General features: G+C 64.8%; 19 protein-coding genes. 4 read left to right on the top strand and 15 right to left on the bottom strand.

All coding sequences use genetic code 11. The features are described 5' to 3' along the window. Positions 1-65 precede the first annotated feature (65 nt). Both AC1DGC_RS11600 and AC1DGC_RS11595 read right to left on the bottom strand, forming a co-directional pair. Positions 66-611 carry a hypothetical protein gene (locus AC1DGC_RS11600; protein WP_478047911.1) on the bottom strand — a complete coding sequence of 182 codons (546 nt, stop codon included), beginning with the start codon at positions 609-611 and terminating at the stop codon, positions 66-68. Further along, positions 608-2218, bottom strand: coding sequence for a hypothetical protein (locus tag AC1DGC_RS11595; protein ID WP_478047910.1), 1611 nt, complete (start codon positions 2216-2218; stop codon positions 608-610). The genes AC1DGC_RS11600 and AC1DGC_RS11595 overlap by 4 nt, the downstream gene beginning before the upstream one ends. Positions 2219-2454: 236 nt before the next feature. Between AC1DGC_RS11595 and AC1DGC_RS11590 the strand changes: the two genes are divergently transcribed. Both AC1DGC_RS11590 and AC1DGC_RS11585 read left to right on the top strand, forming a co-directional pair. Next, positions 2455-4179: a hypothetical protein gene (locus tag AC1DGC_RS11590; protein ID WP_478047909.1), complete on the top strand. Its 1725-nt coding sequence runs from the start codon at positions 2455-2457 to the stop codon at positions 4177-4179. Positions 4180-4181: 2 nt separating this feature from the next. Next, positions 4182-4772, top strand: a complete 591-nt coding sequence (locus tag AC1DGC_RS11585) for a hypothetical protein (RefSeq protein ID WP_478047908.1) — start codon at positions 4182-4184, stop codon at positions 4770-4772. A 24-nt stretch (positions 4773-4796) separates the two neighbouring features. On the opposite strand, the gene AC1DGC_RS11580 is transcribed toward AC1DGC_RS11585, so the two are convergent. The 11 genes from AC1DGC_RS11580 to AC1DGC_RS11530 all read right to left on the bottom strand — a co-directional run bounded on the left by AC1DGC_RS11580 (position 4797) and on the right by AC1DGC_RS11530 (position 17047). Continuing rightward, the gene (locus tag AC1DGC_RS11580) at positions 4797-5774 is read right to left on the bottom strand and encodes a CgeB family protein (RefSeq protein WP_449335679.1); all 978 of its coding nucleotides are present in this window, start codon (positions 5772-5774) and stop codon (positions 4797-4799) included. Continuing rightward, complete coding sequence (locus AC1DGC_RS11575; RefSeq protein ID WP_449335680.1) at positions 5771-8266, bottom strand: glycosyltransferase family protein; 2496 nt, start codon at positions 8264-8266, stop codon at positions 5771-5773. The genes AC1DGC_RS11580 and AC1DGC_RS11575 overlap by 4 nt, the downstream gene beginning before the upstream one ends. 41 nt (positions 8267-8307) lie before the next feature. Further along, positions 8308-9396 (bottom strand): class I SAM-dependent methyltransferase, encoded by a 1089-nt coding sequence (locus tag AC1DGC_RS11570; RefSeq protein WP_394163787.1) that lies wholly within the window; start codon positions 9394-9396, stop codon positions 8308-8310. Between the two features lie 58 nt (positions 9397-9454). Next, a complete protein-coding gene (locus AC1DGC_RS11565) occupies positions 9455-10012 on the bottom strand; it encodes a CatB-related O-acetyltransferase (protein ID WP_394163786.1) in 558 nt (185 codons plus the stop codon). Next, positions 10009-11355 carry an ABC transporter ATP-binding protein gene (locus AC1DGC_RS11560; protein WP_394163785.1) on the bottom strand — a complete coding sequence of 449 codons (1347 nt, stop codon included), beginning with the start codon at positions 11353-11355 and terminating at the stop codon, positions 10009-10011. Before AC1DGC_RS11560 ends, AC1DGC_RS11565 begins: the two co-directional genes overlap by 4 nt. A gap of 41 nt (positions 11356-11396) precedes the next feature. Beyond that, positions 11397-12215: an ABC transporter permease gene (locus AC1DGC_RS11555; RefSeq protein ID WP_394163784.1), complete on the bottom strand. Its 819-nt coding sequence runs from the start codon at positions 12213-12215 to the stop codon at positions 11397-11399. Continuing rightward, the gene (locus AC1DGC_RS11550) at positions 12208-13422 is read right to left on the bottom strand and encodes a cystathionine gamma-synthase (RefSeq protein WP_478047907.1); all 1215 of its coding nucleotides are present in this window, start codon (positions 13420-13422) and stop codon (positions 12208-12210) included. Before AC1DGC_RS11550 ends, AC1DGC_RS11555 begins: the two co-directional genes overlap by 8 nt. Positions 13423-13553: 131 nt before the next feature. Next, positions 13554-14924 carry a pyridoxal-phosphate dependent enzyme gene (locus AC1DGC_RS11545; protein ID WP_394163782.1) on the bottom strand — a complete coding sequence of 457 codons (1371 nt, stop codon included), beginning with the start codon at positions 14922-14924 and terminating at the stop codon, positions 13554-13556. 222 nt (positions 14925-15146) lie between these two features. After that, complete coding sequence (locus AC1DGC_RS11540) at positions 15147-15365, bottom strand: HP1242/YdcH family protein (RefSeq protein ID WP_259207122.1); 219 nt, start codon at positions 15363-15365, stop codon at positions 15147-15149. Between the two features lie 369 nt (positions 15366-15734). Further along, positions 15735-16619 carry a hypothetical protein gene (locus AC1DGC_RS11535; RefSeq protein WP_259207416.1) on the bottom strand — a complete coding sequence of 295 codons (885 nt, stop codon included), beginning with the start codon at positions 16617-16619 and terminating at the stop codon, positions 15735-15737. Positions 16620-16645: 26 nt separating this feature from the next. Next, positions 16646-17047, bottom strand: a complete 402-nt coding sequence (locus AC1DGC_RS11530) for a DUF4398 domain-containing protein (protein WP_394163781.1) — start codon at positions 17045-17047, stop codon at positions 16646-16648. Between the two features lie 97 nt (positions 17048-17144). On the opposite strand from AC1DGC_RS11530, the gene AC1DGC_RS11525 reads away from it, so the two are divergent. Further along, positions 17145-18278, top strand: a complete 1134-nt coding sequence (locus AC1DGC_RS11525; RefSeq protein WP_259207126.1) for a PilT/PilU family type 4a pilus ATPase — start codon at positions 17145-17147, stop codon at positions 18276-18278. A gap of 104 nt (positions 18279-18382) precedes the next feature. Here AC1DGC_RS11525 and maiA read toward each other — a convergent pair whose 3' ends face one another. Then, a complete protein-coding gene (gene maiA / locus AC1DGC_RS11520; RefSeq protein ID WP_478048001.1) occupies positions 18383-19060 on the bottom strand; it encodes a maleylacetoacetate isomerase in 678 nt (225 codons plus the stop codon). Continuing rightward, a complete protein-coding gene (locus AC1DGC_RS11515; RefSeq protein WP_394163780.1) occupies positions 19057-20046 on the bottom strand; it encodes a fumarylacetoacetate hydrolase family protein in 990 nt (329 codons plus the stop codon). Before AC1DGC_RS11515 ends, maiA begins: the two co-directional genes overlap by 4 nt. Before the next feature lie 485 nt (positions 20047-20531). Here AC1DGC_RS11515 and AC1DGC_RS11510 point away from each other — a divergent pair, with 485 nt between their 5' ends. Beyond that, positions 20532-21932, top strand: coding sequence for a DEAD/DEAH box helicase (locus AC1DGC_RS11510; RefSeq protein ID WP_394163779.1), 1401 nt, complete (start codon positions 20532-20534; stop codon positions 21930-21932). The last annotated feature ends 128 nt before the right edge of the window (positions 21933-22060 follow it).

Below are 22060 nucleotides of genomic sequence, written 5' to 3'. Positions count from 1 at the left end.
CGGCCACTACCCGATGCAGGGCGCGCATACCGCAACAGCCCCGCAGCGGGCGAACCGCAGGACGCTCAGTATTGCCGCATCATGAGGTTGAGCGCTTCCCCGCGTTTGTCATCGCCATGAGTCAATGACGTCTGGCTCCCAATGCCCGGATACGCCCATACCGCGACGCTCCGCGAGCCGGACTCGCGTTTCAGCGAGTACGTCACCACGCCCGCGTCGAAGCTTACTGGAAGTGCGGGCTTCAGGGGCACCTCAAGATAGTCATTGTCCTTGGATCCCTGGACCTGCGCGTGGCCATGCACGCAGCGACCGTCCTGGCAAAGCTCAATTGAGATTTCACCATCTGCCCGTCCCCCATCGTTTCCAATCTGGACTCCCACTGCATCGACGCGCAGCGCTGCCGTCGGCAGAAATGAGCCGCGTACGCTCTGTCCATTGCCCATGGAAATCGAACGATTTGCCGAATCGTCGATCGGTGATCTCACCTGGACGCCCACCTCCGGGCCCAGCGTGCACTCCCGCGGGGGAGGCTGATGGCAGGCCACCAGGAAAAGCGGCACGAAGCCAGCAAGCATGATGTTACGCATGTACCCTCCGGGGATGATGCTCATCCATGCACCAGTGCATGGCCGCGATATACCAACACCACGATATTGAGGAAGATCTGAGCGCCTACAAGAGACCACATCCAGCGCGACATGTTCCGCACCTGCATCCACCGCAGCGAGATCGCCAGCAGGACCACGGCGATCGCCTGCAGACCGTGAACGGCGGGCACTGCCAAGGCACTGAACACACCGATCAACAGTGCCGAGGGAAGCATGACCAGGATGATGAACTCAGAAGAGCGATCGCGTACGCACTGAATGGCAGCGAACAGCGCCTGTGGGAGGAGAAGCACCCCGACCCCGCCGACCAGCCCCAGCACCGCAGCCTGCACCAGGCCAGCCGCCGACGGCCACGTACTGCTGCTGTAGATGATCGGCACGAAAGTGTTGATCACATTGATCGCACGCACATACAGGTGACGAGCCAGCCCAGCACTTACAGAGAGGTTCTGCTCTACCAGGTCAGATGATATCTGGAGGTACCACGTTGCCCATGCCCACCAGAGAACCAGCCCGACGCCGCACACCAACGCGAACGGGAGCAGCCCTCGGCGCGGATCGGGATCATTACGCTCGCGGATCAGGAGGAAGACGGCAAAGGCCACCATGAAGACAAGCGCATAGGGGTGAGCCCAGTAAGCAAGTACAAGCATCAACCCTGCCACCCAGGTACGGTGGCGGGCAATCAGGGTGTACGCCGACAGCAGCACGAAGAACGCTGCGAGTGACTTCGGCCACGAGAACAAGGTCTGCCCGATGAAGTACGGGCTACTCATGAAGACCAGCAACCCGGCGGTCCAGTATCCACGACGAAGGCCGACATGCTGCAGCAGCAACGCCGCCCCCACCAACAGTGTCGCGTTCAAAACAAGAGACACTGCTAGAAATCTGCGGAAGCTACGGTCATCACCGAAGCGCCCGACATCCGGCCATTGTTTTCCGACATAGCGGAAGGTCGGCATCTCACCCTCATGCCTGGGAGGCGGATCGAGCACTGCAAGCAGGGGGATCGCAGCCAGCGACATCAAGATGGGGCGGTTTGCCAGTTCCTGCCCGGGCATCAATGGGCGCACCTCCGAGAAGGGGATGTCCCTCAGCAGGTATTGCGCCGCAACGAACGGAATGTAGTTATCAGCCGGAAAATCCCCAAGCATCACCTGCACCTTTACGTGCACATGCGCGTTCTTGATGACATACGGGCCATCAGGCAGCTCGGCCGGCATCTTCACCGGAGCGAAGGTCATCAGCATCGGGATGACCGCCATCAGCACCCAGCCCGCAGCAGCCAAGCGCGCGCGGAACGCATCCTCTCCCCCTTGTCGGCCGAACAGGCGAGCCAGCACTCCCGTCCGGTACCACTGCGCGGCGGCGAACAGCGTCGCCAATGCCAATAGAATGGTCGCGTTTCGGTGATAGTCGAAGGTAATCGACACTACTCCGACGCCCAGCACCGCAAGCGCCAGTACACCGAAGCCGATGGAATAGGCGAGCAACTCCACGCCCTTCAGCGCCCGCCCAACGGTCGAACAGGAGACCACGGCTCCGCCGAGAAGAAGGACGAGCACGGCTGTCGCAGCCGTCCAGCCCAAAGCACCCAACAGCTCCACCATCATCACTCTCCACCTCGCAAGGGGCCGGCCTTCCGACCGCGCGGAATGAAGAATAGAGCAATTGGACCGGCGCATCACCCGTGACGTCCCGGATGACCCCGCGCCCTCGGGGAGCCGGGCCTGCTGCGTGCGGCTGCCACCGGTGACTGGCCCGCGTCCATGGGCCGGCCTAATCTATAATCAGCCGCCACATCCCGCTCAAGCCAGTGGGCAGCGCATCATCCGGGGAATCGTAAATGAGTCAGTTTCAGATCGTAGCGATGGCAGCTCTCCTGGGGCCCAGCTACATTGCCAGCGTGTTTCTTATTGGAAGCGCGCTGGGTGGGCGTTTTGTATCGGACCTGTCGTCCCGATGGGAGCGCTGCGGCCTGATTCTATTGACTGGACTGTTGGCGCATGCGGCCCTTACATCCTTGCTGCTGTGGCTTGCGCCCGCCTGGTCTGGGGCGGCGCTCTGGCTCCTCGCGGCCGCCAGCCTGCTTGGGGTTCGTTCGCAACTTGCAGAGATCAAGGCTCTCGCCAAGCCCATGCTTCTGCTTTGCCTCTATGCGTTCGCCTGCTACATCCTGCTGATTGCGTACCACTACGGCCCGGCACGCGGGCCCACGCTCTTCTGGTCCATCTACAGCCTGACCAACGTTACGCCGGGTGACTCTCCCCAGGCCGCCTTCCAAGCGCAGTACCTGCTCCATGCTGGGCGACTGGTCGGCGGGCAGGACTTCGCATTGTTTGATCGCCCCTTCCTGGCCGGCATCCTCACGGCAGGCGCCCTGCCCTCGTTCGGCCTCAACTTCAATGACAAGTTCTACGATTATCCGGAGCTGCTTGCATTTTCGTACGCCAACCTCTGGATGGCGATCAATGCAATCTGCATCCTGCCCCTGCTCAATCTGATTGAAAGGTTCACCAAAGAGCGTACGACGCGAGTCGTGGCGGTACTGCTTCTCGCGTCGCCATTTCTTGTCTACAGCATCATCGGCCTCTGGCCCAAACTACTTGCGGTGGCCCTCCTCTGCTGCGCCGGCACACAGGCGCTGCGCGGAAACTGGAAGATGGCGATACTGCTGAGTGGCGCCTCTTTCTTCGCTCATGGATCCTTCCTGTGGGCGCATATCTCCCTCTGCGGCGTCCTGGTGCTGTCCACGCTTGCAGTTGGCCTGCAGCGGGCCTCGGTGCCGTGGTCACGCCTGAGCGGCATGCTGCTCGCGTGCGTAGCGGTACCGGCTGCATGGTTCGTCGCAGAACATATCTCGGGGGGGGCCACGCCGCTGCGGGCCTACTATCTCTACAACGTTGATGTGGCGTACGGATTGCATCACACCGCAGATGAGGTCGCGCGAAGCTTCTACTCTTCAACCAGCATGGCGAACATCTCGGCGCTGCCATGGATGAACATGCTCAAGGCGGTGCTTCCGGCCGAAGCCCTGGACCTGGTCCTTCGTTACGGCGTCGCCAGCGGATCGATCAGTTGGCGGCAGATCGGCGAATCGCTGTTCTTCCAGCAATTCATGCGCATCTGGTTTGCTCTGGGCCTGGTCGGTGGCATCGTCACCTGGCGGGGCGTCTTCCATAAAGAGTCGGCACAGTGGGTACCCCGCCTTGCGCTGATCGCGTTCTTCATTCTGCCACTGATCCCTGGCCTCGGCCTTTACCGCCGAGATGATCACTTCATCCTGCCGACCATGATGTTCTCGATCATCCCGGTGCTGATAGCGTTCTGCATCAGCGTCCAATCGCTTGCCCAGCGAACAGCGTCGCTCCTGGCGCTGGGGATCTTGTCCGAGTACTCCATGGTCTATTTCTGGCGCTATCCCCCAGGCAGATATGTCGGTGAGTTCCATGCCTATTATCTGGCGTTCGTGGCAGTGGTGCTGCTGTGTGCCGCGATCACCTTGCTATGGCCGCATCATCGGAAGGGAGACCTACGACAGCGCGTGGAACAGCGGGAGACGGATCAATGACCATGAAGCAACTGATCACCCCCAACGCCTGCCTGGGCAGCGCCCTTGCATTGCTGTTCGCATGCGCATTGGCAGCGCCCAAACTGGTCTACAGATTCAGCCACGACGGCGGCTTCGTGGCGGCCGGCGAGCGTATCGACCTTGGACGCTGGACGCATATCTCCGCCAACCGCAACGCAGGCGCGATCCTGGCGATCAACAAGCCCGCCGGCGATCCACCCAGCCATGTGGAATCCTGGATCAACGCAGGGCAGTGGCTGCGCTTTGATCACGTACAAGCGACTCGCCGCAGCCTGTTTACCGCAGAAGTGCGCGTGCATCCGGAGTGGCCGCGTGACCGCGCCACTGCAGTCACGTTCACCGTCAGCGTCCAGGGCAAGGGCACCCAGGCGCTCAGCACGTCGATCACCCCGAACGTGGACACGCAAACGGAATGGCAGAAGATCACGCTGGATTTCTCGCCACTCGCCGGCAAGGAAGTGCACATCAAGCTTGCCCCCACCTCCGAGCAGGAAGTGTGGACACTGATGCGCGATCCCAGGATTCTGGTGGCCCCTACTCCGGGCACTCATCGACTGGAGGCGAGCGAATAGCGGAGGTTCTGCCGTACAGGTGCCTCAGTTCCCCGCTGCCCGCCACTCATCGACCACGTGCAGAATGTGCTCCGCCCGCGCCTGGTAGGTATGTTCGTCCATCGTCCGTCGCTGCGCCGCCGCGGCGATCTGCATGCAGCCCGCGCGATCGGACAGCACGCGATCCATCAGCGTGGCGAACTCCGCGGCGGAGTTGTACAGCAGGATCTCGCTGCCAGGCGTGTAGTAATCGGTGATTTCCAGGCTCTCCACGAAGAAAGCCTGCGTGGTGCCTGCCATTGCCGCTTCAAATGTCCGCGGACCGGGCGTCGACGGCTCCAGCTTGAACCGGTCATTGGCGTAATTGAAATCGCGCCCCATGTTCAGCGTTACCCACGAGCGTGCGTAGTGATCCGACAGTTGATCGTTGGGCAGGCGACGATTGCTGCAGAAGGGCAGCTCGCTTGGCCAGCCGTCCCCCAGGATCATCGCATCGTGCGCCTGCAGCGTCCGTCGAAGGTCACCCAGCAGCCGCTTCCGGTTGGCGAACGCCACACCGCAGAAGAAGATGCTGATGTTCTTGTCGTCGCGCACCGGTCGCCAGTGGGCCTGCTGACTGGCGGCCAGCGGCAGGTGGCGTGCGAATGGGTGCGGGTAATGCTCGGCGCACCAGCGGTCGTTGCTGAAGACGATATCGGCTACGTCGCGGATCTTGTAGTTGTAGTCGAACTCATAAGGGTCGTCATGCAGCCAGAACACCATCGGCACACCGCGCTGCGTGCAGTAGCGGCGAAGCGCGGCGTACTCGGCGTCATCGGGCATGCAGGAACCAAAGCAGACCACCACGTCTGGATGAAGTTCACCTGCCCGCTCTGCGGCGAACTCCAGCGGCGTCGCCAGCACCTGCGCGACCTGCGGCAGCTGCGAGAACCCTTCGGCGACATACTGCCGCAGCACCACATTGCGATTCTGGTTGTCCGGCGACGCGCCGCTGACCAGCACCTTCAGGGCGACGGGCATCATGATTGCCCCCCGACCCGGCGCATCACTTCCTGGAGAATTCGCACGATCGTGTTCCTGACACCGTTTTTCTTGTAGAAGCGATACGCCTTTCGCAGCGCGCTTACCGGCAACACCGGCAACAGCCCGCCGCCCTCGTCTGCAACATGCGCTGCGCGTGGCGGAATCACCCAGTTGGGCTCGACCAGCAGGATGCCGAGGTCGCGGATGGTATTGCCACGCGTGGCCTTCTGCGTGCGCTGGAGGAATGCCTCGGAAGGCAGGAGTTCGGCATACAGGTCGCGGACCCACTGCATATGGTCATCGTGGTGCGGGCCGATGGTCGCCTTTACGCGGACGCGGATGGCCTCCATCTCGGTGCGGTCGGCGATGAGCTGGCGGATCAGGCGCACCATGGTGCCTGGTTCACTGACCGGCAGCGAATAACCGTTCATCCCGTGGACCACCCGCTCGCCGAGGGCGCCGATGTTGGAGACGATCGGAACCAGCCCGGCTGCCCATGCCTCAGACAGGCTGATGCAGTACGTCTCAGGCCAGATCGAAAAATGGATCGACAGATCGTGGCCGGCAAGGATCTGCTTCAGCGTGCCTGGCTTGTAGGCGCCATGCTGTTTGAGATTGGGGATCTTCAGGACATCCAGGACCGTTTGGTACTCTTCCGGCACCGGTCCGACGATGCTGATTTCGACCTCGTCGTCGCGCAACTGGTTGAACGCATGGATCAGTTCGTTGCCGCCCTTGTTGCGCGTGAAGTTGCCCGGCACCGCAATCCGCAGCCGGCCTGCGTGCGACTGCTGCATGGGCAGCGCTGCCACCTCGTCGTCCTTCGGCATGGGCACGGCGTTGACGCGGATGCGCCCAGGCTGCAGCAGCGCCGGGTACATCCGCTGGTAAAGCGCCGCCACGCCATCGGTGTTGGCATGCAGGACGTCGATGTGCTCCAGCACACGACTGAAGAACGCCCGCCGACGCGCCTGGCTGCCGGTGGCGGCACCCGCACAGGCATTCAGGCAGACATCGCAGGTCTCGATCGGCAGGGACGGGATGTCGCAGTAAACCCCGCGGTAATCGAGCAGGTTGAACCGCGAACAGACGGCGTGATAGTCGTGGAGGCTGAGTACCGAGCGCAGGCCGAGCGCCGACGGGAGCAACCCCAGCGATGGCGGGTGGCCGATCAGGTGTTGGAAGTGGACCAGCTCGATGCCGTGGCGATAGAGCAGTTCGGAGAAGGCCGATTCGCGTCGCGGGCAGGTCAATGCCGCCTCATCCAGGCCGTCATCGAAGTCCACTGAATCGATGATCTGCAGGGATTCGTCGCGCAGGGTATAGCGACTGCCCATCGGCTGGACGCTGCGGTCAGGCGTGTAGAACAGGAACTCGATCTCGCCGCTGAGCGCCTGTCGGACGGATTCCTGGTACACCTCGACGCCGCCGTAGGGGGCAACGCCGAGGATATTGTGCGAGACGACCAGCACTCTCCGGCGCGTGGCGGCCGGCGCGTCCACCGCGATCGGGGCTACTGCCGCCGGCAATGCCTCGACACGTGCCAGCAGCTGCCGGACGCGATGCAGGTAAAGATGCTGCTCAAGCGTGGCTTGCTGGGCCGCACGCGCGATGGCAAGACGCTCGGCGGGGTGCGCAAGGTAATGCCTGAGTTTCTCGATGCAGTCGGTCGGACCATTGAAGCCGATGAACTCGTGGCCTTCCCTGTAATAGTCCTGCACGCGGATCTCGGCGATGGACGTGTCCACCAGCTGGAAGCCGCCGGCCAGGGCCACCTCGAAGAACCGTGGCCCCGGGGTATGCGCCACCGGGTCATTTCCCGACGAAGAGAACGCACGATGCAGCGTGAGGACCGACCGACTGCGATTGGCGAACCTGGCAAACTCGGAATTGGGCGTGCGCCAGTCGTAGGCACTCGGGTCCATGTCCAGCTTGGGCGCGGGAATGTAGGGGTTGGCCGGCAGGGCCAGCTTGAGGTTGATTTCCGGAATGGCCGACTGCAGCCGCGCCAGGAACTCCGAGCGATTCGGCCAGGCGGTTCCCGCGAAGAACAGGTCGTACAGGTAATGATCCTGGTCCTGTTCCGGAATCGGATGGAAATGGAAGCGCGGGTCAGCTGCCAGGGGCAGCGAGACGCCCTTTGCCCCGTAGCCGGCCACGCTTCCCGAATCGTTCGTGCAGACCAGATCGAACAGATCCGCGTTGGCCACGTTGACGCTGCGCTCGTACGGGTCTTCAGTGACCCACAGGACGCTACGCCCGCAGACCTGCGCGATCCGTTCGACGATGGGCCGATCCAGTTCTTCGCCATCAAAGGCGATGAACAGGTTGCAGTCGTGGCGCTGCGCATCCTGGATCGCAGTAGCGTAGTCGGCTCGAATCACGCGCTCGACCCCATCCGCTTCTGCCAGGGCCCGTGTCATGGCCAGGCAGATGTAGTGGTTGGGGTTGCTCTTCTTCGTGTCGAGGATCAGAACACGCCATTGCTTCATGGAGACATCGCCGTCATTTAGGGGAGGAAATCCTTGTCTGCTCAACCAAACATCCGGCGTAGACGCCGGAACGGCCCCATCAGGCGCCAACTCATCGACGAACGCATGCGTTCCAGCTCCACGGTCGACTCACGCAAGGCAGCATTCAACCGCTGCGCTTCGGCATCCTTTTCACCGAGCAGGGACTGAGTGCGCTCCAACTGGCCACGCAGATGCTCGACAACGCCCACGGCCTCGGCCGAGGACACCAGCTCCTGATTGCGCGCGACCACGGCCTGGTACTCACGTGTCCGATGCTCCAGCTGGGCCTGTGCCTCGGCGACCTGCGCACGGAGCTGCCCGTTCTCCTGCTGGAGCGCGTCGCGCGCGACCTCGCGCTCGTTGACCAGGCCGGCAAGACGGCCCTGTTCACGGGCCAGGGTGCCGATGTCGACATTGGCACTGATCAGCTTGCCGAGCTGATCGAACAGCCGGTTGCCGATCACCGCATCGCCATTGGCCGTATCGAGACGGCAGAGGTCAAGCAGCGGCTGCGGCTGCTCGGGACCGACCAGCAGCACGCCCAGGCCGTGCGTATGGGTAAAGGCGAACGAGGGATACTGGGTGCGGATCTCATCCCAGTACTTCCAGACGCCGAAGCCACGCTCGCGCACGTTGATGTCGTGGAAGAGCACCACTGCACGCCGGGAGAGCTTGGCTTTCCAGGTCTCGAAGTCGTTGCGGACCGCCTCGTAGGTGTGCAGACCGTCGATGTGCAGCACGTCCACGGTGCCGTCATCGAAGTACTCCACCGCTTCTTCGAACCGCATGCGCATCAGGCGGGAGAAATCGGCGTAATTGCGCTGGTGGTAATCCAGCAGGGACAGGAACACTTCATCACCGTACTCGCCGGCATGCTCATCGCCCTGCCACGTATCGACCGCATAGCAGCGCGTCGGTGCAGCGCAGGCCTGGATGGCCTGGCAGAACGCCAGATAGGACGCGCCACGGTGCGTGCCCAGTTCGACCAGGATGTCCGGCCGCATGGTTTCGACCAGCCATGCTGCGAAGGGAATATGGCCCAGCCACGCGCTCTCGGGCGTATTGCGAGGCTGGATGAACATCGAATTGTTGATGGCGAAGCTGATCATTGTTCCCTCGTGAGTCCTGTCTGGTGCGGTGAGGCCGTGGGCCTGCGTGCCGTCTGGTTCAGCGAAATCGGGTGACGAACGTCTCGACGCTGCCTCCGCAGAGTTCGGCCTGACGTGCATGGATGTCCTCGATGGGCCAATCCCACCAGCGGATCTTGAGAAGTGCGTCCACCTGCTCCTGCGGGAAGCGCATCTTCACCTGACGCGCAGGATTGCCGATCACTACCGCATACGGTGGCACGTCGCGCGTGACCACGGCCCGGGCACCGATGATGGCACCGTCTCCCACGGTGACGCCGGAGATGATGGTGGCGCCGTAACCGATCCAGACATCGTTTCCGATGCGTGTCGGCCCCTTGTTGGCCGGGTGGCCATCACGACCGGCGAGCGGGTCACCGAAAGCGATCCGCAGCGGGAAGGTGGTGACCCACTCGCTCCGATGCTCTCCACCCCCGAAGATGACCACCTCGTCGGCAATCGAGCAGAAGGCGCCGATGCTGATCGATTCATCCTCGCTCCACACCTTGAACTGCGGGGTCCCATAGGTGAAACGGCCGACCTGCACGCGCGGATCGTGGCTGATCAACGGCGCGATCTGGCTCTCGTATCCACTCATGGCTTTTCCACCACCTGCATCGTCACGCTATCGAACGGAATGCCCACCAGGCCGTATCGCAACGTGGGGGACGACACCTTGAGGATCACGGCATCATGCAGCCAATGGTGCTGGGTGTTGGCAACCGGATCGCCTTCGGCGATGGAAACGGTCATGGAGTAGTCGCCGTTGGGCAACAGCGGCAGGTAGAACTCGAACTCCGCCTCCACCACCTGCCCCGCCTGCAGCTGCATCGGCGGCTGTACATGGGTGTAGGTGTGTTCACCGAACAGCGACTGGCCCAGGCTGTCCTTGACGAAGAAGCCGAGGATCGGGCTGCTCATGTCGCGGTGCACCTGGGCGGCGATCCGCAGCAGGACGTGTTCGCCGCCGTAGAAGAAGGGACGGGACGGGTCGTCCAGATTGGTCAGGGACACGCCTTCGATGCTGGCTTCCCCCGACTTCCAGCCATCGGAATGGGCGATGTTGTCGAACATCTCCAGGGTGACTTCCTCGACCGCCTTGGCCGGACCGCGCACGGTCGGCGTCACGCCCCCCTTGAACTCCCGGCGATCCAGTGCCTGCAGCTTTACCTCGTCACCGTAGCTCTCCTGGGCGCAGTACTCGATGTAGGCCTGGGTGGTCTCCTGCGCGCTGGAATGCATGCGCATGACCCCCTTGTCCAGCCAGATGGCCGACTGGCAGAAGCTGAGGACCGAATTGGTGTCATGGCTGACGAACAACAGCGTGCCACGCTCGCGGAAGGAGCGCAGGAAGCGCATGCACTTCTGGACGAACACGGCGTCACCCACGGCCAGTGCCTCGTCGATCACCAGGATGTCCGCATCCACGTGCGCGATCACGGCGAACGCCAGCCGCACGTACATGCCGCTGGAGTACACCTTCACGGGCTGGTCGACGAAGTCGCCGATATCGGCGAAGGCGACGATGCGGTCGAAGCGCTCCACCACCTGCTCGTGGGTGAGGCCCAGGATGGCGGCACTCATGAAGACGTTCTCGCGCCCGGTGAACTCGGGATTGAAGCCCGCGCCGAGCTCCAGCAGGGCGGCCACGCGGCCTTTCACCTTGATCTCGCCGGTGCTCGGCGACAGCGTGCCGCAGATCATCTGCAGCAGGGTCGACTTGCCCGAACCGTTGCGACCGATGATCCCGACCGTATCGCCCTTGCGCACCTCGAAGGAGAGATCCTGGAGGGCCCAGAACTCCTTGAAGTACCGGCGGGGCTTGAGACCGATTGAACGGCGAACACGCGGCATGACCGCCTGCTTGACCCGGTCATGCGGCTTGTCATACACCTGGTAACACTTGGAAACACCCGTAACCTGGATCGCCAGTTCGGACATGGAGGAGCCCTTAATTCAGTTTCACAAAGCGGATACCACTGTCAGACAACGTCGGCGAAGCCGCGACGAACCAGCTGGAACCAGTAATAGCCAAGGTAGGCAAGCACTACGCTGCCGATGAAGTACTTGAGCAGGCTCGACCAATCCGGTGCGACCCCCCACATCAGCACGTTGCGCGACTGCTCGATGATGAAGGTGAGTGGATTGAGATAGATCAGCTTCTGCATGCTGGGCGGCAACGCCGACACCGGGTACAGCGCGGGACTCATGAACAGCAGGACCGTCGCCAGCAGGCCGGTGATCTGGCCGATGTCGCGGTAGTAGACGCCGAGCGCGGCGAAGAACCAGGTAACGCCTGCCGCCACCAGTACCAGCGGGAAAATGACCAGCGGGAAGTACAGGACCGTCAGCGGCAGGCGGCCCAGCAGCAGGTACTGCGCGATGAGCAGTACGGTCAGCGTGATCAGCATATGGAAGAACGCCGACGCGACCGCAGACCATGTCAGGATCTCAAGCGGAAACACCACCTTCTTGACGTAGCTCGCGTTGCCCAGCACCAGGTTGGGCGCCTTGCTCATGCATTCGGTCAGGAAGCCGTGGACCATGATGCCGGCGAACAGGATGATCGCGAATTCAGCCCGGCTGCCCTGCACCGAACCTGCCCAACGCGCATTGAACACGTAGGAGAACACGAAGGTGTACACCGCCAGCATCAGCAGCGGGTTGAAGAAAGACCACGCCATGCCTGCAATGGAACCGCGGTAGCGCCCCAGCACTTCGCGCTTGGCCAACTGGTAGATAAGCTTGCGATGCAGGCGCAGGCTTTGCACGGCTGACAGCGCGGACAGCGGATTACGCATTTTCTGCAGCCTCCGCTGCGGACGCCGCGTTGAGCGCCTGCTCCAGATCCACCTGGAGATCCCCCAACTCCTCAACCCCCACGCTCAGCCGCACCAGCGCATCGCTGATGCCCAGCTGCGCGCGGCGCTCCACCGGGATCGACGCATGCGTCATCACCGCCGGGTGGTTGACCAGGCTTTCCACCCCGCCCAGCGATTCGGCCAGGGTGAACAGCTCGGTCTTCTCGCAGAAGCGCTTGGCCGCCTCGTAGCCGCCCTTGAGCACGATCGAGACGATGCCGCCGTAGCCGTTCATCTGGCGCGTGGCCAGTTCGTGCTGCGGGTGGCTGGTCAGGCCCGGGTAGATCACCTTTTCCACTGCCGGGTGGGTGTCCAGCCACTGGGCCAGGGCCAGCGCGTTGGCGCAATGGGCCTTCATGCGCAGCGGCAGGGTCTTCAGGCCGCGCAGGGCCAGGAAGCTGTCGAACGGGCCCTGCACGCCCCCGATGGAGTTCTGCAGGAAGGCCATCTGCTCGGCCAGCTCGGCGTTGTCGCCGACCACCACCATGCCGCCGACCATGTCCGAGTGCCCGTTGAGGTACTTGGTGGCCGAGTGCAGGACCAGGTCGGCGCCCAGTTCCAGCGGGCGCTGCAGCATCGGCGAGGCGAACGTGTTGTCGACCACCACGATCAGGCCATGGCGCTTGGCGATGGCGGCCACCGCGGCGATGTCCACGATCTTCAGCATCGGGTTGGTCGGGGTTTCGATCCAGACCATCTTCGTCTGCGGGGTGATCGAGGCCTCGAAGGCGGCCAGGTCGGTCAGGTCGACGAAGCTGAACTGCAGGTTGGCGGTGCGCTTACGCACGCGCTCGAACAGGCGGAAGGTGCCGCCGTAGATGTCGTCCATCGCCACCACGTGGCTGCCGGCATCCAGCAGTTCCATCACCGTGGAGCTGGCGGCCATGCCCGAGGCGAACGCGAAGCCGCGGCTGCCGCCTTCCAGGGAGGCCACGCAGCGCTCGTAGGCGAAGCGGGTGGGGTTGTGGGTGCGCGAGTACTCGAAGCCCTGGTGCTCGCCGGGGCTGGACTGGGCGTAGGTGGAGGTCGCGTAGATCGGCGGCATCACCGCGCCGGTGCTCGGATCCGGCGACTGCCCGCCGTGGATGGCCAGGGTAGCCAGGGCAAGCGCACGGTTGCCGTGCCCGGAGGAAGCGTGGTCGGACATGTTGTTTCCCAGCAATGGAGGGCCCCGGAAGGGGCTCCCGCAAAAGGAGCGGAAGTCTATCAGCGGCGGCTTAATCGGCCGTTGACGCGGATAAACGCTGATTCACGGCGGCGCCGGCCGGCGCCGGGCGGTTACTGAACCCGGCGGCGCAGGTAGTTCAGCAGGTCGATCCGGGTGATCAGGCCCAGGAAGGTGCCTCCGTCCATGACGATGGCGACCTGGCCGCGGTCGAACACCGGCAGCAGGGCCTCGATCGGCGACTTCACGTCCAGCCGGTCCAGCTTGCTGACCATCGCGGTGGCGACCGGGTCGCGGAAGCGGGCTTCGTCCCCGTAGACATGCAACAGCACGTCGCTTTCGTCCACGATGCCGACCAGCTGGTCGCCGTCCATCACCGGCAGCTGCGACACGTCATACAGCTTCATGCGCTGGTAGGCGGTGGTCAGCAGGTCGTTCGGCCCGATCACGACGGTGTCGCGCTGGCCGTACGGACGCAGGATGAGGTCGCGCAGGTCGCCCGACTGCGGGCGCTCCAGGAAGCCGTTGTCCAGCATCCAGTAGTCGTTGTACATCTTGGACAGGTACTTGTTGCCGGTGTCGCAGACCAGCACCAGAACCTTCTTCGGGGTGGTCTGCTCCTTGCAGTACTTCAGCGCGGCGGCCAGCAGGGTGCCGGTGGACGAACCACCGAGGATGCCCTCCTTGCCCAGCAGCTCGCGCGCGGTATGGAAGCTCTCGGCGTCGCTGATCGCGTAGGCCTTGGTGACCCGGCTGAAGTCGGCGATCGAGGGCAGGAAGTCCTCGCCGATGCCTTCCACCAGCCAGCTGCCGGACTTGTCGTTGAGCACGCCGTCGTTGATGTACTCGGCCAGGATCGAGCCGACCGGGTCGGCCAGCACCAGCTCGGTCTTGGGCGAGGCGGTGGCGAAGGCGCGCGACAGGCCGGTCATGGTGCCCGAGCTGCCGCAGCCGAACACGATCGCGTCCAGGTCGCCGTCCATCTGGGCCAGGATTTCCGGGCCGGTGCCGAATTCATGCGCGGCCGGGTTGTCCGGGTTGCCGAACTGGTTGATGAAGTAGGCGCCCGGGGTTTCCTCGGCCACGCGCTTGGCCATGTCCTGGTAGTACTCCGGATGGCCCTTGGCCACGTCCGACCGGGTCAGGCGCACTTCGGCACCCATCGCCTTGAGGTTGAAGATCTTCTCGCGGCTCATCTTGTCCGGCACGACCAGGATCAGCTTGTAGCCCTTCTGCTGGGCGACCAGCGCCAGGCCCAGGCCGGTGTTGCCGGCGGTGCCCTCGACCAGGGTCGCGCCCGGCGCGAGCTCGCCACGCTTTTCAGCCGCTTCGATCATCGACAGGCCGATGCGGTCCTTGATCGACCCTCCGGGATTGGCGCTTTCGAGCTTGAGGTAAAGCTCGCAGACGCCGGTGTCCAGGCGCTGGGCCTTGACGATCGGGGTCTGGCCAATGAGGTCGAGTACGGAGGAGTGGATTGCCATCGGTTCACATCGATTCGCGCCGCAAGGCGGCCGGACCGGTGATTATCCGACGGTTGGCGTCGAAAGTCAGGTTGCCGCGCTCCAGAGCCGGTGCCCGGCGGGAAACGCACGCACGTGCCGGCCCGGAAAGAGCGACGCGGACGGCGCCCGTCGACGAGGAGACGGACGCCGCCCGCGGCGGTCGGTGGCGGGTGCCGGCGGCAGGCCGGCACCCTTGAGGCGTCAATGCGTGGGGGAGTTGTACATCCTTTCCAGCTTCTGCTTGGCCAGCAGCTTCTCACGCTTCATCTGGCCCAAGGTGAGATCGTCTATCGGAAGTACACCCAGCTGGGCATCCGTGCACTTTTTATTCAACTTCTGGTGCCGCTCGTAAAGTGCCTTGAATTCCGGGTCACGCTTGCGGCGTGCATCGATCTCGCTCTGGGGCTGACCTTCGAACATGATGAACCTCCTATCGCTGTCTTGCAGAAACAAGAACGCCCCGGCCTTACGGCACGGGGCGTTGCTTTTGGGCGGAGCGCCAGACGATGACCGCGACCGAACCCGCGTGCGCAACCGGGACTGCCCGGACTGCAGACTGCTGTGGTTCGTGCCCTCGGTTCATCGGCCCGGCCCTCCAATCGTCCGGGTCGCGGAAGGCAACCCGGACAACTGACCCTACGCTTGGTCGGGAGGGTCTTCAAGCGTTTCATTTGAAATGGTCGACGCGTGCCAGCAAAGGTTCAGGCTGAACACGCAGAACAACGAAAATTAAACGAAAACAAGAAGTTGCGTCACAACCATCGGTCATGACCGATCCCTCGTCCGGCATCAGGGCGCGATGATCACCTCGGCCGAGCGGGCCTTGGTGGCCGCGGCCTTCTTGCCGCTCACCTGCAACCGGCTGGCGCTGACGCCTGCGGCCACCAGCGCATCGCGCAGCGCCTGGGCGCGCTGTTCGCCGACCCCGGCCGCGGCGTCGTAGGCCTCGATCCGGACCCGGCCCTTCTTGCCGATGTTCAGGTATTCGGCCAGCGCCTTGGCCTGGCCCTTGGCGCCACCGGACAGGCTGCCCTTGCCGGCCGCGAAGGCATCGCCATTGAAGGTGAAGACTTCGCCACGGGTGTCGAACTTCGAGCCCGGCAGCTTGCTGCCCGCCACCAGTTCGGCTTCCTCGCGGGCCAGCTTGGCCGCGCTCTGCTGGGCTGCGCTGAGCCGGGCGGTCTGCTTGCCGGCCACGCTGGTCAGCGCGGTCTCGGCGTCCTGGCGGGCCAGCGCCTCCTGCTCGGCGGCCAGGCGCAGGCGCTCGCTTTCCTCGGCCTGGATCTGCGCCTGCACGCGCAGGCGCTCGGCCTCCTGGCGGGCGCGCTGGGCGTCGCGGCGGCTGGCCTCGATCAGCAGCTCGCTGCGGGTGCGCTCAAGCTGGTCGACCTCGCGCTGGGCCAGGGCGGCGCGCACGCTGGTTTCGGCGATTTCGACCCGGCGCTCGGCCAGGTAGCGGGCCTGGTCCAGGTCGCGGCGCTTGGCCTTGGCCAGCTCGGCCACGGCCTGCTGGGCCTGCAGGCGCTCGAAGGCGGCCAACTGCGACGCATCCGGGTTGGCCTGGATGGCCATCAGGCGCTGGGTGAGCTGGGCCACGGCCGGGTCTTCGGCGGCCTGGGCGAGCAGCGGCAGGGCCAGGCCGGCGGCCAGCACCAGGGTGGACGCGCGCAGCATGCGCGACTTCTTCGGTGCGACGGTCATCAACGGTTCTCCCCGGTGGCGAGCTGGCGTTGCAGCTGGGTCACCTCATTGCGGCGCAGTTGCAGCTGGGCGGTGGCGGTGGCTTCTTCGCTGCGGGCGCGGGCCAGGTCGGCATCCACCGTGGCGCGAACGGCCAGGGCCGGGGCGTTCTTGCGCTCGCGGCGGTCACCGGCGGCGCGCTGCGCCTGTTCCAGCCCTTGCCGGGCCACGGCGATCAGGTCCGGGGCGTACTGGTCGGCATCGGCCTGGGTGGCCTTGTCGACCGCTTGCCGGGCCTGCATCAGCTCCAGCGCGCCCTCCTGGGCCTGGGCGGTACCGGCGAACGCGAGTGTGCACACCGTCACGCATATCAGCAGGGTGAGGTACGGGACACGTCGTATTTGTGCGAAGCTAGGATTCATTGGGGGTGCCGTCGCCAGAAGTAGGAGCGCGGCCATTGTCGGAAGCCTGCGGCGTGCTTGCAATGGCACGCGGCCGATTGTTGGGGAAACATTTCGCATGGATATCGGCTATTTCCTGAAGCTGATGACCGAAAAGAACGCGTCGGACATGTTCTTGACCACCGGAGCCCCGGTCTACATCAAGATCGAGGGCAAGCTGTACCCGTTGGGCAACACCGGCCTGCCGCCGGGCATGGTCAAGAAGATCGCCTACTCGCTGATGGACGAGGGCCAGGTGCCCGAGTTCGAGCGCGAGCTGGAGCTCAACATGGCCATCGCCCTGCCCGACGCCGGGCGCTTCCGCGTGAACGTCTTCAAGCAGCGTGGCGAGGTCGGCATGGTGATCCGTGCGATCCGCAGCAAGATCCCCAGCATCGAAGAGCTCAACCTGCCGCAGGTGCTCAAGGACGTCATCATGACGCCGCGCGGGCTGGTGCTGGTGGTCGGCTCGACCGGTTCGGGCAAGTCGACCTCGCTGGCGTCGATGATCGATCACCGCAACAGCACCACGACCGGGCACATCCTCACCATCGAGGACCCGATCGAGTACCTGCACAAGCACAAGATGTCCATCGTCAACCAGCGCGAGGTGGGGCTGGATACGCATGCCTTCCACAACGCGTTGAAGAACGCGATGCGAGAAGCGCCGGACGTGATCCTGATCGGCGAAATCCTGGATGCCGAAACCATGGAGGCGGCCATCGCCTTCGCCGAGACCGGGCACCTGTGCCTGGCCACGCTGCACTCCAACAACGCCGACCAGACCATCGAGCGCATCCTCAACTTCTTCCCGGAAAGCGCGCATCGCAACGTGCTGATGAACCTGTCGTTGAACCTGCGCGCGGTGGTGTCCCAGCGCCTGGTCAAGGGCAAGGACGGGCGCCGCCTGCCGGCCACCGAGGTGTTGATCAACACCCCGATGATCCGCGACCTGCTGCGCCGCGGCCAGGTGCACGAGGTCAAGGCGGCGATGGAAGCCTCGCTGGAAGAAGGCATGGAGAGCTTCGACCAGTGCCTGTTCCGGATGGCCAAGAACGGCATCATCGAGCAGGAGGAAGCGCTGCGCGCGGCCGACTCGCGCGATGGCCTGGCGTTGAAGTTCCGCCTCTCCGAAGGCGGCAGCGGCGAGCACGATCCGTACGCGGACTTCTCGGCCAACAGCGCACCGGCGGCGATCACCCACGGCTTCTGAGGGGGGCGCGGAGCCACGCATGGCGTGGCTCTGCCGATACCGGTTTCGAACAATGATGTTGAGAGCCGGCCAACGGCCGGCACGACCGCGTCCGTTGCCGCCGGTCAGGCGGCGTCGGGCTGGTGTTCCGGGCGCGCGGCGTCGAAGGCTGGCAGGGCCAGGCAGGCCGCGTCGATCCGGGCCAGGGTCGGGTACGGCGCCATGTCCACGTTGAAGCGCCGCGCGTTGTACAGCTGCGGCACCAGGCAGCAGTCGGCCAGGCCGGGGCTGTCGCCATGGCAGAAGCGCCCGGTATCGACCGATTCGACCAGCATCCGCTCCATGGCCTCGAAGCCCACCTGCATCCAGTGCCGGGTCCAGTCGTCGCGCTCGGGCTGCGGCACGCTCCAGGTATCGCTGAAGAACTGCATCACCCGCAGGTTGTTGAGCGGGTGGATATCGCAGGCCAGCAGTTGCGCCAGCGCACGCACCCGCGCCCGCCCGGCGGCATCGTCGGGCAGCAGCGCCGGCAGCGGGAACACCTCGTCCAGGTAGTCCAGGATCGCCATCGACTGGTGCAGCACCTGGCCGTCATGCCGCAGCGTGGGCACCAGTTCCTGCGGGTTGAGCGCGGCGTAGCCTTCACTGTGCTGCTGGCCACCGTCGCGCAGCAGGTGCACCGGGGTGATCCGGTACGGCAGCTGCTTGAGGTTCAACCCGATCCGCACGCGATAGGCCGCGCTGGACCGCCAGTAGCTGAACAGTTCGATCGCGGTGTCTGCGCTGGCGGCGGTGGCGTTCAGGGCTTGGCGGCCTGTTCGATGCGCTGCTCGATGGCCCCGAAGATGCTCTCGCCGGCGGCGTCGAGCATTTCGATGCGGACCACGTCGCCGAAGGACATGAACGGCGTGCTCGGCTTGCCGTCGCGGAGGGTTTCCACGGTGCGCTGCTCGGCGAAGCACGAGGCCCCCTTGCTGGTGTCCTCGTTGGCGATGGTGCCCGAGCCGACGATCGCACCGGCGCCCAGCGGGCGGGTCTTGGCCGCATGCGCGACCAGCTGGGCGAAGTTGAACTGCATGTCCACGCCGGCTTCCGGGGCGCCAAACCATTCGCCATTGATATGGGTCAGCAGCGGCAGGTGCACCTTGCTGTCCTGCCAGGCCTCGCCCAGCTCATCGGGGGTGACGAATACCGGCGACAGCGCCGAGCGAGGCTTGGACTGCAGGAAGCCGAAGCCCTTGGCCAGCTCGCCCGGGATGAGGTTGCGCAGCGAGACGTCGTTGACCAGGCCGACCAGCTGGATGTGGCCGGCGGCCTGTTCCGGGGTCACCGCCATCGGCACGTCGTCGGTGACCACCACGATCTCCGCCTCCAGGTCGATGCCGTACTCCTCGCTGACCACCTTGACCGCGTCGCGCGGGCCGTAGAACCCGGCGCTGGTGGCCTGGTACATCAGCGGGTCGGTGTAGAAGCTTTCCGGCACCTCGGCGCCACGGGCACGGCGCACGCGCGCCACGTGCGGCAGGTAGGCGCTGCCGTCCACGAACTCATACGCCCGCGGCAGCGGCGCGGCCAGCGCCTGCAGGTCGATGTCGAACACGCCGTCGGCGCTGCCATCGTTGAGCGATTCGTACAGCGCGTTCAGGCGCGGCGCCAGGTGGCTCCAGTCTTCCAGCGCCTGCTGCAGGGTGGTGGCGATGCCGGTGGCGCGCACGCCATGGCGCAGGTCGCGCGAGACCACGATCAGGGTGCCGTCGCGGCCGCCTTCCTTCAAAGAACCAAGCTTCATGGGTGGGTATCCGGGATCGCGAAAATAGGTTTCAAGTGTAATCAAATGCGCGACACGGTCACCAGCTGCACCGCCGCATCGCCCACCCTAAAGCATCCTTGCCGCTGCCGGCGACCTGCCCCCGTCGCGCCGCGGGCCCCTGCCAGGCCCGTCCCGCCATGCATGGCGTGGATCCCGGCGCCTGGCGCCCTCGGCCAAACTGAACAGGGGCATTTGGTAGGGATCTCAACTATCCGTTAGACTATGCGGGTCTGCAGCGGCCGTCCGTTTCCCTTCGGGATCGCCGGCGATATGGATCAACGATCCGTCGCCCGCCCCCACTCCGACGCCATTCGTCATGCATTCCAGTCTGCGCACCGCGCCGGCTGCACCCAATTCTCGCAGCGCGGTTCACGGGAACGCTCCGAGTCAGCCGATCACATTCTGATCTGCCTCGCGTCTGGCCATTCGGTCTGGCGTTACCTTGTCTTTGGAGCTTCCACCCGATGTCTTTTGAATCCTTGGGCCTTGCCCCGTTCCTGCTGCGCGCGTTGTCCGAGCAGGGCTACGATACCCCCACCCCGATCCAGGAACAGGCGATCCCGCTGGCCCTGGAAGGTCGCGACCTGCTCGCCGGCGCGCAGACCGGTACCGGCAAGACCGCCGCCTTCGGCCTGCCGCTGCTGCAGCACCTGGGCACCAACCCGCAGGCCGTCAACGGCCCGCGCAAGCCGCGTGCGCTGGTGCTCGCCCCGACCCGCGAACTGGCCACCCAGGTGCATGACAGCCTGCGCGGCTACAGCAAGTACCTGCGCATCCCGAGCGCCTGCATCTACGGCGGCGTCGGCATGGGCAACCAGTTCGACGTGCTGCGCCGTGGCGTGGACCTGCTGGTGGCCTGCCCGGGCCGCCTGATCGATCACATCGAGCGTCGCAGCGTCGACCTGTCCGGCATCGAGATCCTGGTGCTGGACGAAGCCGACCGCATGCTCGACATGGGCTTCCTGCCGTCGATCAAGAAGATCCTGGCCAAGCTGCCGCGCCAGAACCGCCAGACCCTGCTGTTCTCGGCCACTTTCGAAGAGAGCATCAAGCAGCTGGCCCTGGAGTTCATGCGCGATCCGGCGCAGATCCAGGTGACCCCGAAGAACACCGTCGCCGAGACCATCACCCACCGCGTGCATCCGGTCGATGGCGCGCGCAAGCGCGAACTGCTGCTGCACCTGCTGGCCCAGGACAGCCGCGAGCAGACCCTGGTGTTCGGCCGTACCAAGCACGGCTGCGACAAGCTGGCCATGTTCCTGGACAAGTCCGGCATCAAGACCGCGGCGATCCACGGCAACAAGAGCCAGGGCCAGCGCCTGCGCGCCCTGGGCGACTTCAAGGCCGGCCGGGTGACCGTGCTGGTGGCGACCGACATCGCCGCGCGCGGCATCGACATCAACGAGCTGCCGAAGGTCATCAACTACGACCTGCCGATGGTGGCCGAGGATTACGTGCACCGCATCGGCCGTACCGGCCGCAACGGCTCGACCGGCCAGGCGATTTCCCTGGTGGCGCAGGACGAAGCCAAGCTGCTGCGCCAGATCGTGCGCCTGCTCGACAAGGACATGGACATCCGCGACGTGCCGGGCTTCGAGCCGCAGACCCCGATCCGCTGGGGCAACAGCGCGCCGGGCAAGGCCGAAGTGCCGGGCGGCGATCGTTCGCCGCGCAAGCACGCGCGTCGCCCGCACGCCGAGGCCCCGCGCCACGCCCATGCCGGTCCGAAGAAGACCGGCGGCGGCCAGCGTGATGGTGCCGGTCGCGGTGCGCCGCGCGGCGGCCAGCCGCAGGGCCAGCGCCGTGGCGGCGCCAATGCCGGCGGCGGCCGTGGCCAGGGCAGCGGCGGCGGTCGCGCCAGCTGATCCGTTCGCGGACCGGTTGAATTGAAAAGGGCGACGCATCTGCGTCGCCCTTTTTTTTGGGCTTGCCTCCGGCCGTAGAGCCGACCGTTGGTCGGCTGCCGTTCGCCCGGGTGCTCCGATAGCCGACC

Source organism: Stenotrophomonas sp. 05N37, assembly GCF_056397365.1.
The sequence above is the reverse complement of the archived record's forward strand: the minus strand, read 5'-3'. Positions and strand labels throughout refer to the sequence as shown.

What these genes read in the sequence shown, in the direction of transcription:
- AC1DGC_RS11565 (WP_394163786.1), bottom strand. Translation starts at nt 10,012, where the DNA reads ATGAGTGGATACGAGAGCCAGATCGCGCCGTTGATCAGCCACGATCCG.
- AC1DGC_RS11515 (WP_394163780.1), bottom strand. Translation starts at nt 20,046, where the DNA reads ATGAAGCTTGGTTCTTTGAAGGAAGGCGGCCGCGACGGCACCCTGATC.
- AC1DGC_RS11525 (WP_259207126.1), top strand. Translation starts at nt 17,145, where the DNA reads ATGGATATCGGCTATTTCCTGAAGCTGATGACCGAAAAGAACGCGTCG.
- AC1DGC_RS11595 (WP_478047910.1), bottom strand. Translation starts at nt 2,218, where the DNA reads ATGGTGGAGCTGTTGGGTGCTTTGGGCTGGACGGCTGCGACAGCCGTG.
- AC1DGC_RS11545 (WP_394163782.1), bottom strand. Translation starts at nt 14,924, where the DNA reads ATGGCAATCCACTCCTCCGTACTCGACCTCATTGGCCAGACCCCGATC.
- AC1DGC_RS11560 (WP_394163785.1), bottom strand. Translation starts at nt 11,355, where the DNA reads ATGTCCGAACTGGCGATCCAGGTTACGGGTGTTTCCAAGTGTTACCAG.
- AC1DGC_RS11570 (WP_394163787.1), bottom strand. Translation starts at nt 9,396, where the DNA reads ATGATCAGCTTCGCCATCAACAATTCGATGTTCATCCAGCCTCGCAAT.
- AC1DGC_RS11600 (WP_478047911.1), bottom strand. Translation starts at nt 611, where the DNA reads ATGAGCATCATCCCCGGAGGGTACATGCGTAACATCATGCTTGCTGGC.
- AC1DGC_RS11585 (WP_478047908.1), top strand. Translation starts at nt 4,182, where the DNA reads ATGAAGCAACTGATCACCCCCAACGCCTGCCTGGGCAGCGCCCTTGCA.
- AC1DGC_RS11535 (WP_259207416.1), bottom strand. Translation starts at nt 16,619, where the DNA reads ATGCTGCGCGCGTCCACCCTGGTGCTGGCCGCCGGCCTGGCCCTGCCG.
- AC1DGC_RS11530 (WP_394163781.1), bottom strand. Translation starts at nt 17,047, where the DNA reads ATGAATCCTAGCTTCGCACAAATACGACGTGTCCCGTACCTCACCCTG.
- AC1DGC_RS11550 (WP_478047907.1), bottom strand. Translation starts at nt 13,422, where the DNA reads ATGTCCGACCACGCTTCCTCCGGGCACGGCAACCGTGCGCTTGCCCTG.
- AC1DGC_RS11590 (WP_478047909.1), top strand. Translation starts at nt 2,455, where the DNA reads ATGAGTCAGTTTCAGATCGTAGCGATGGCAGCTCTCCTGGGGCCCAGC.
- AC1DGC_RS11555 (WP_394163784.1), bottom strand. Translation starts at nt 12,215, where the DNA reads ATGCGTAATCCGCTGTCCGCGCTGTCAGCCGTGCAAAGCCTGCGCCTG.
- AC1DGC_RS11510 (WP_394163779.1), top strand. Translation starts at nt 20,532, where the DNA reads ATGTCTTTTGAATCCTTGGGCCTTGCCCCGTTCCTGCTGCGCGCGTTG.
- AC1DGC_RS11540 (WP_259207122.1), bottom strand. Translation starts at nt 15,365, where the DNA reads ATGTTCGAAGGTCAGCCCCAGAGCGAGATCGATGCACGCCGCAAGCGT.
- AC1DGC_RS11575 (WP_449335680.1), bottom strand. Translation starts at nt 8,266, where the DNA reads ATGAAGCAATGGCGTGTTCTGATCCTCGACACGAAGAAGAGCAACCCC.
- AC1DGC_RS11580 (WP_449335679.1), bottom strand. Translation starts at nt 5,774, where the DNA reads ATGATGCCCGTCGCCCTGAAGGTGCTGGTCAGCGGCGCGTCGCCGGAC.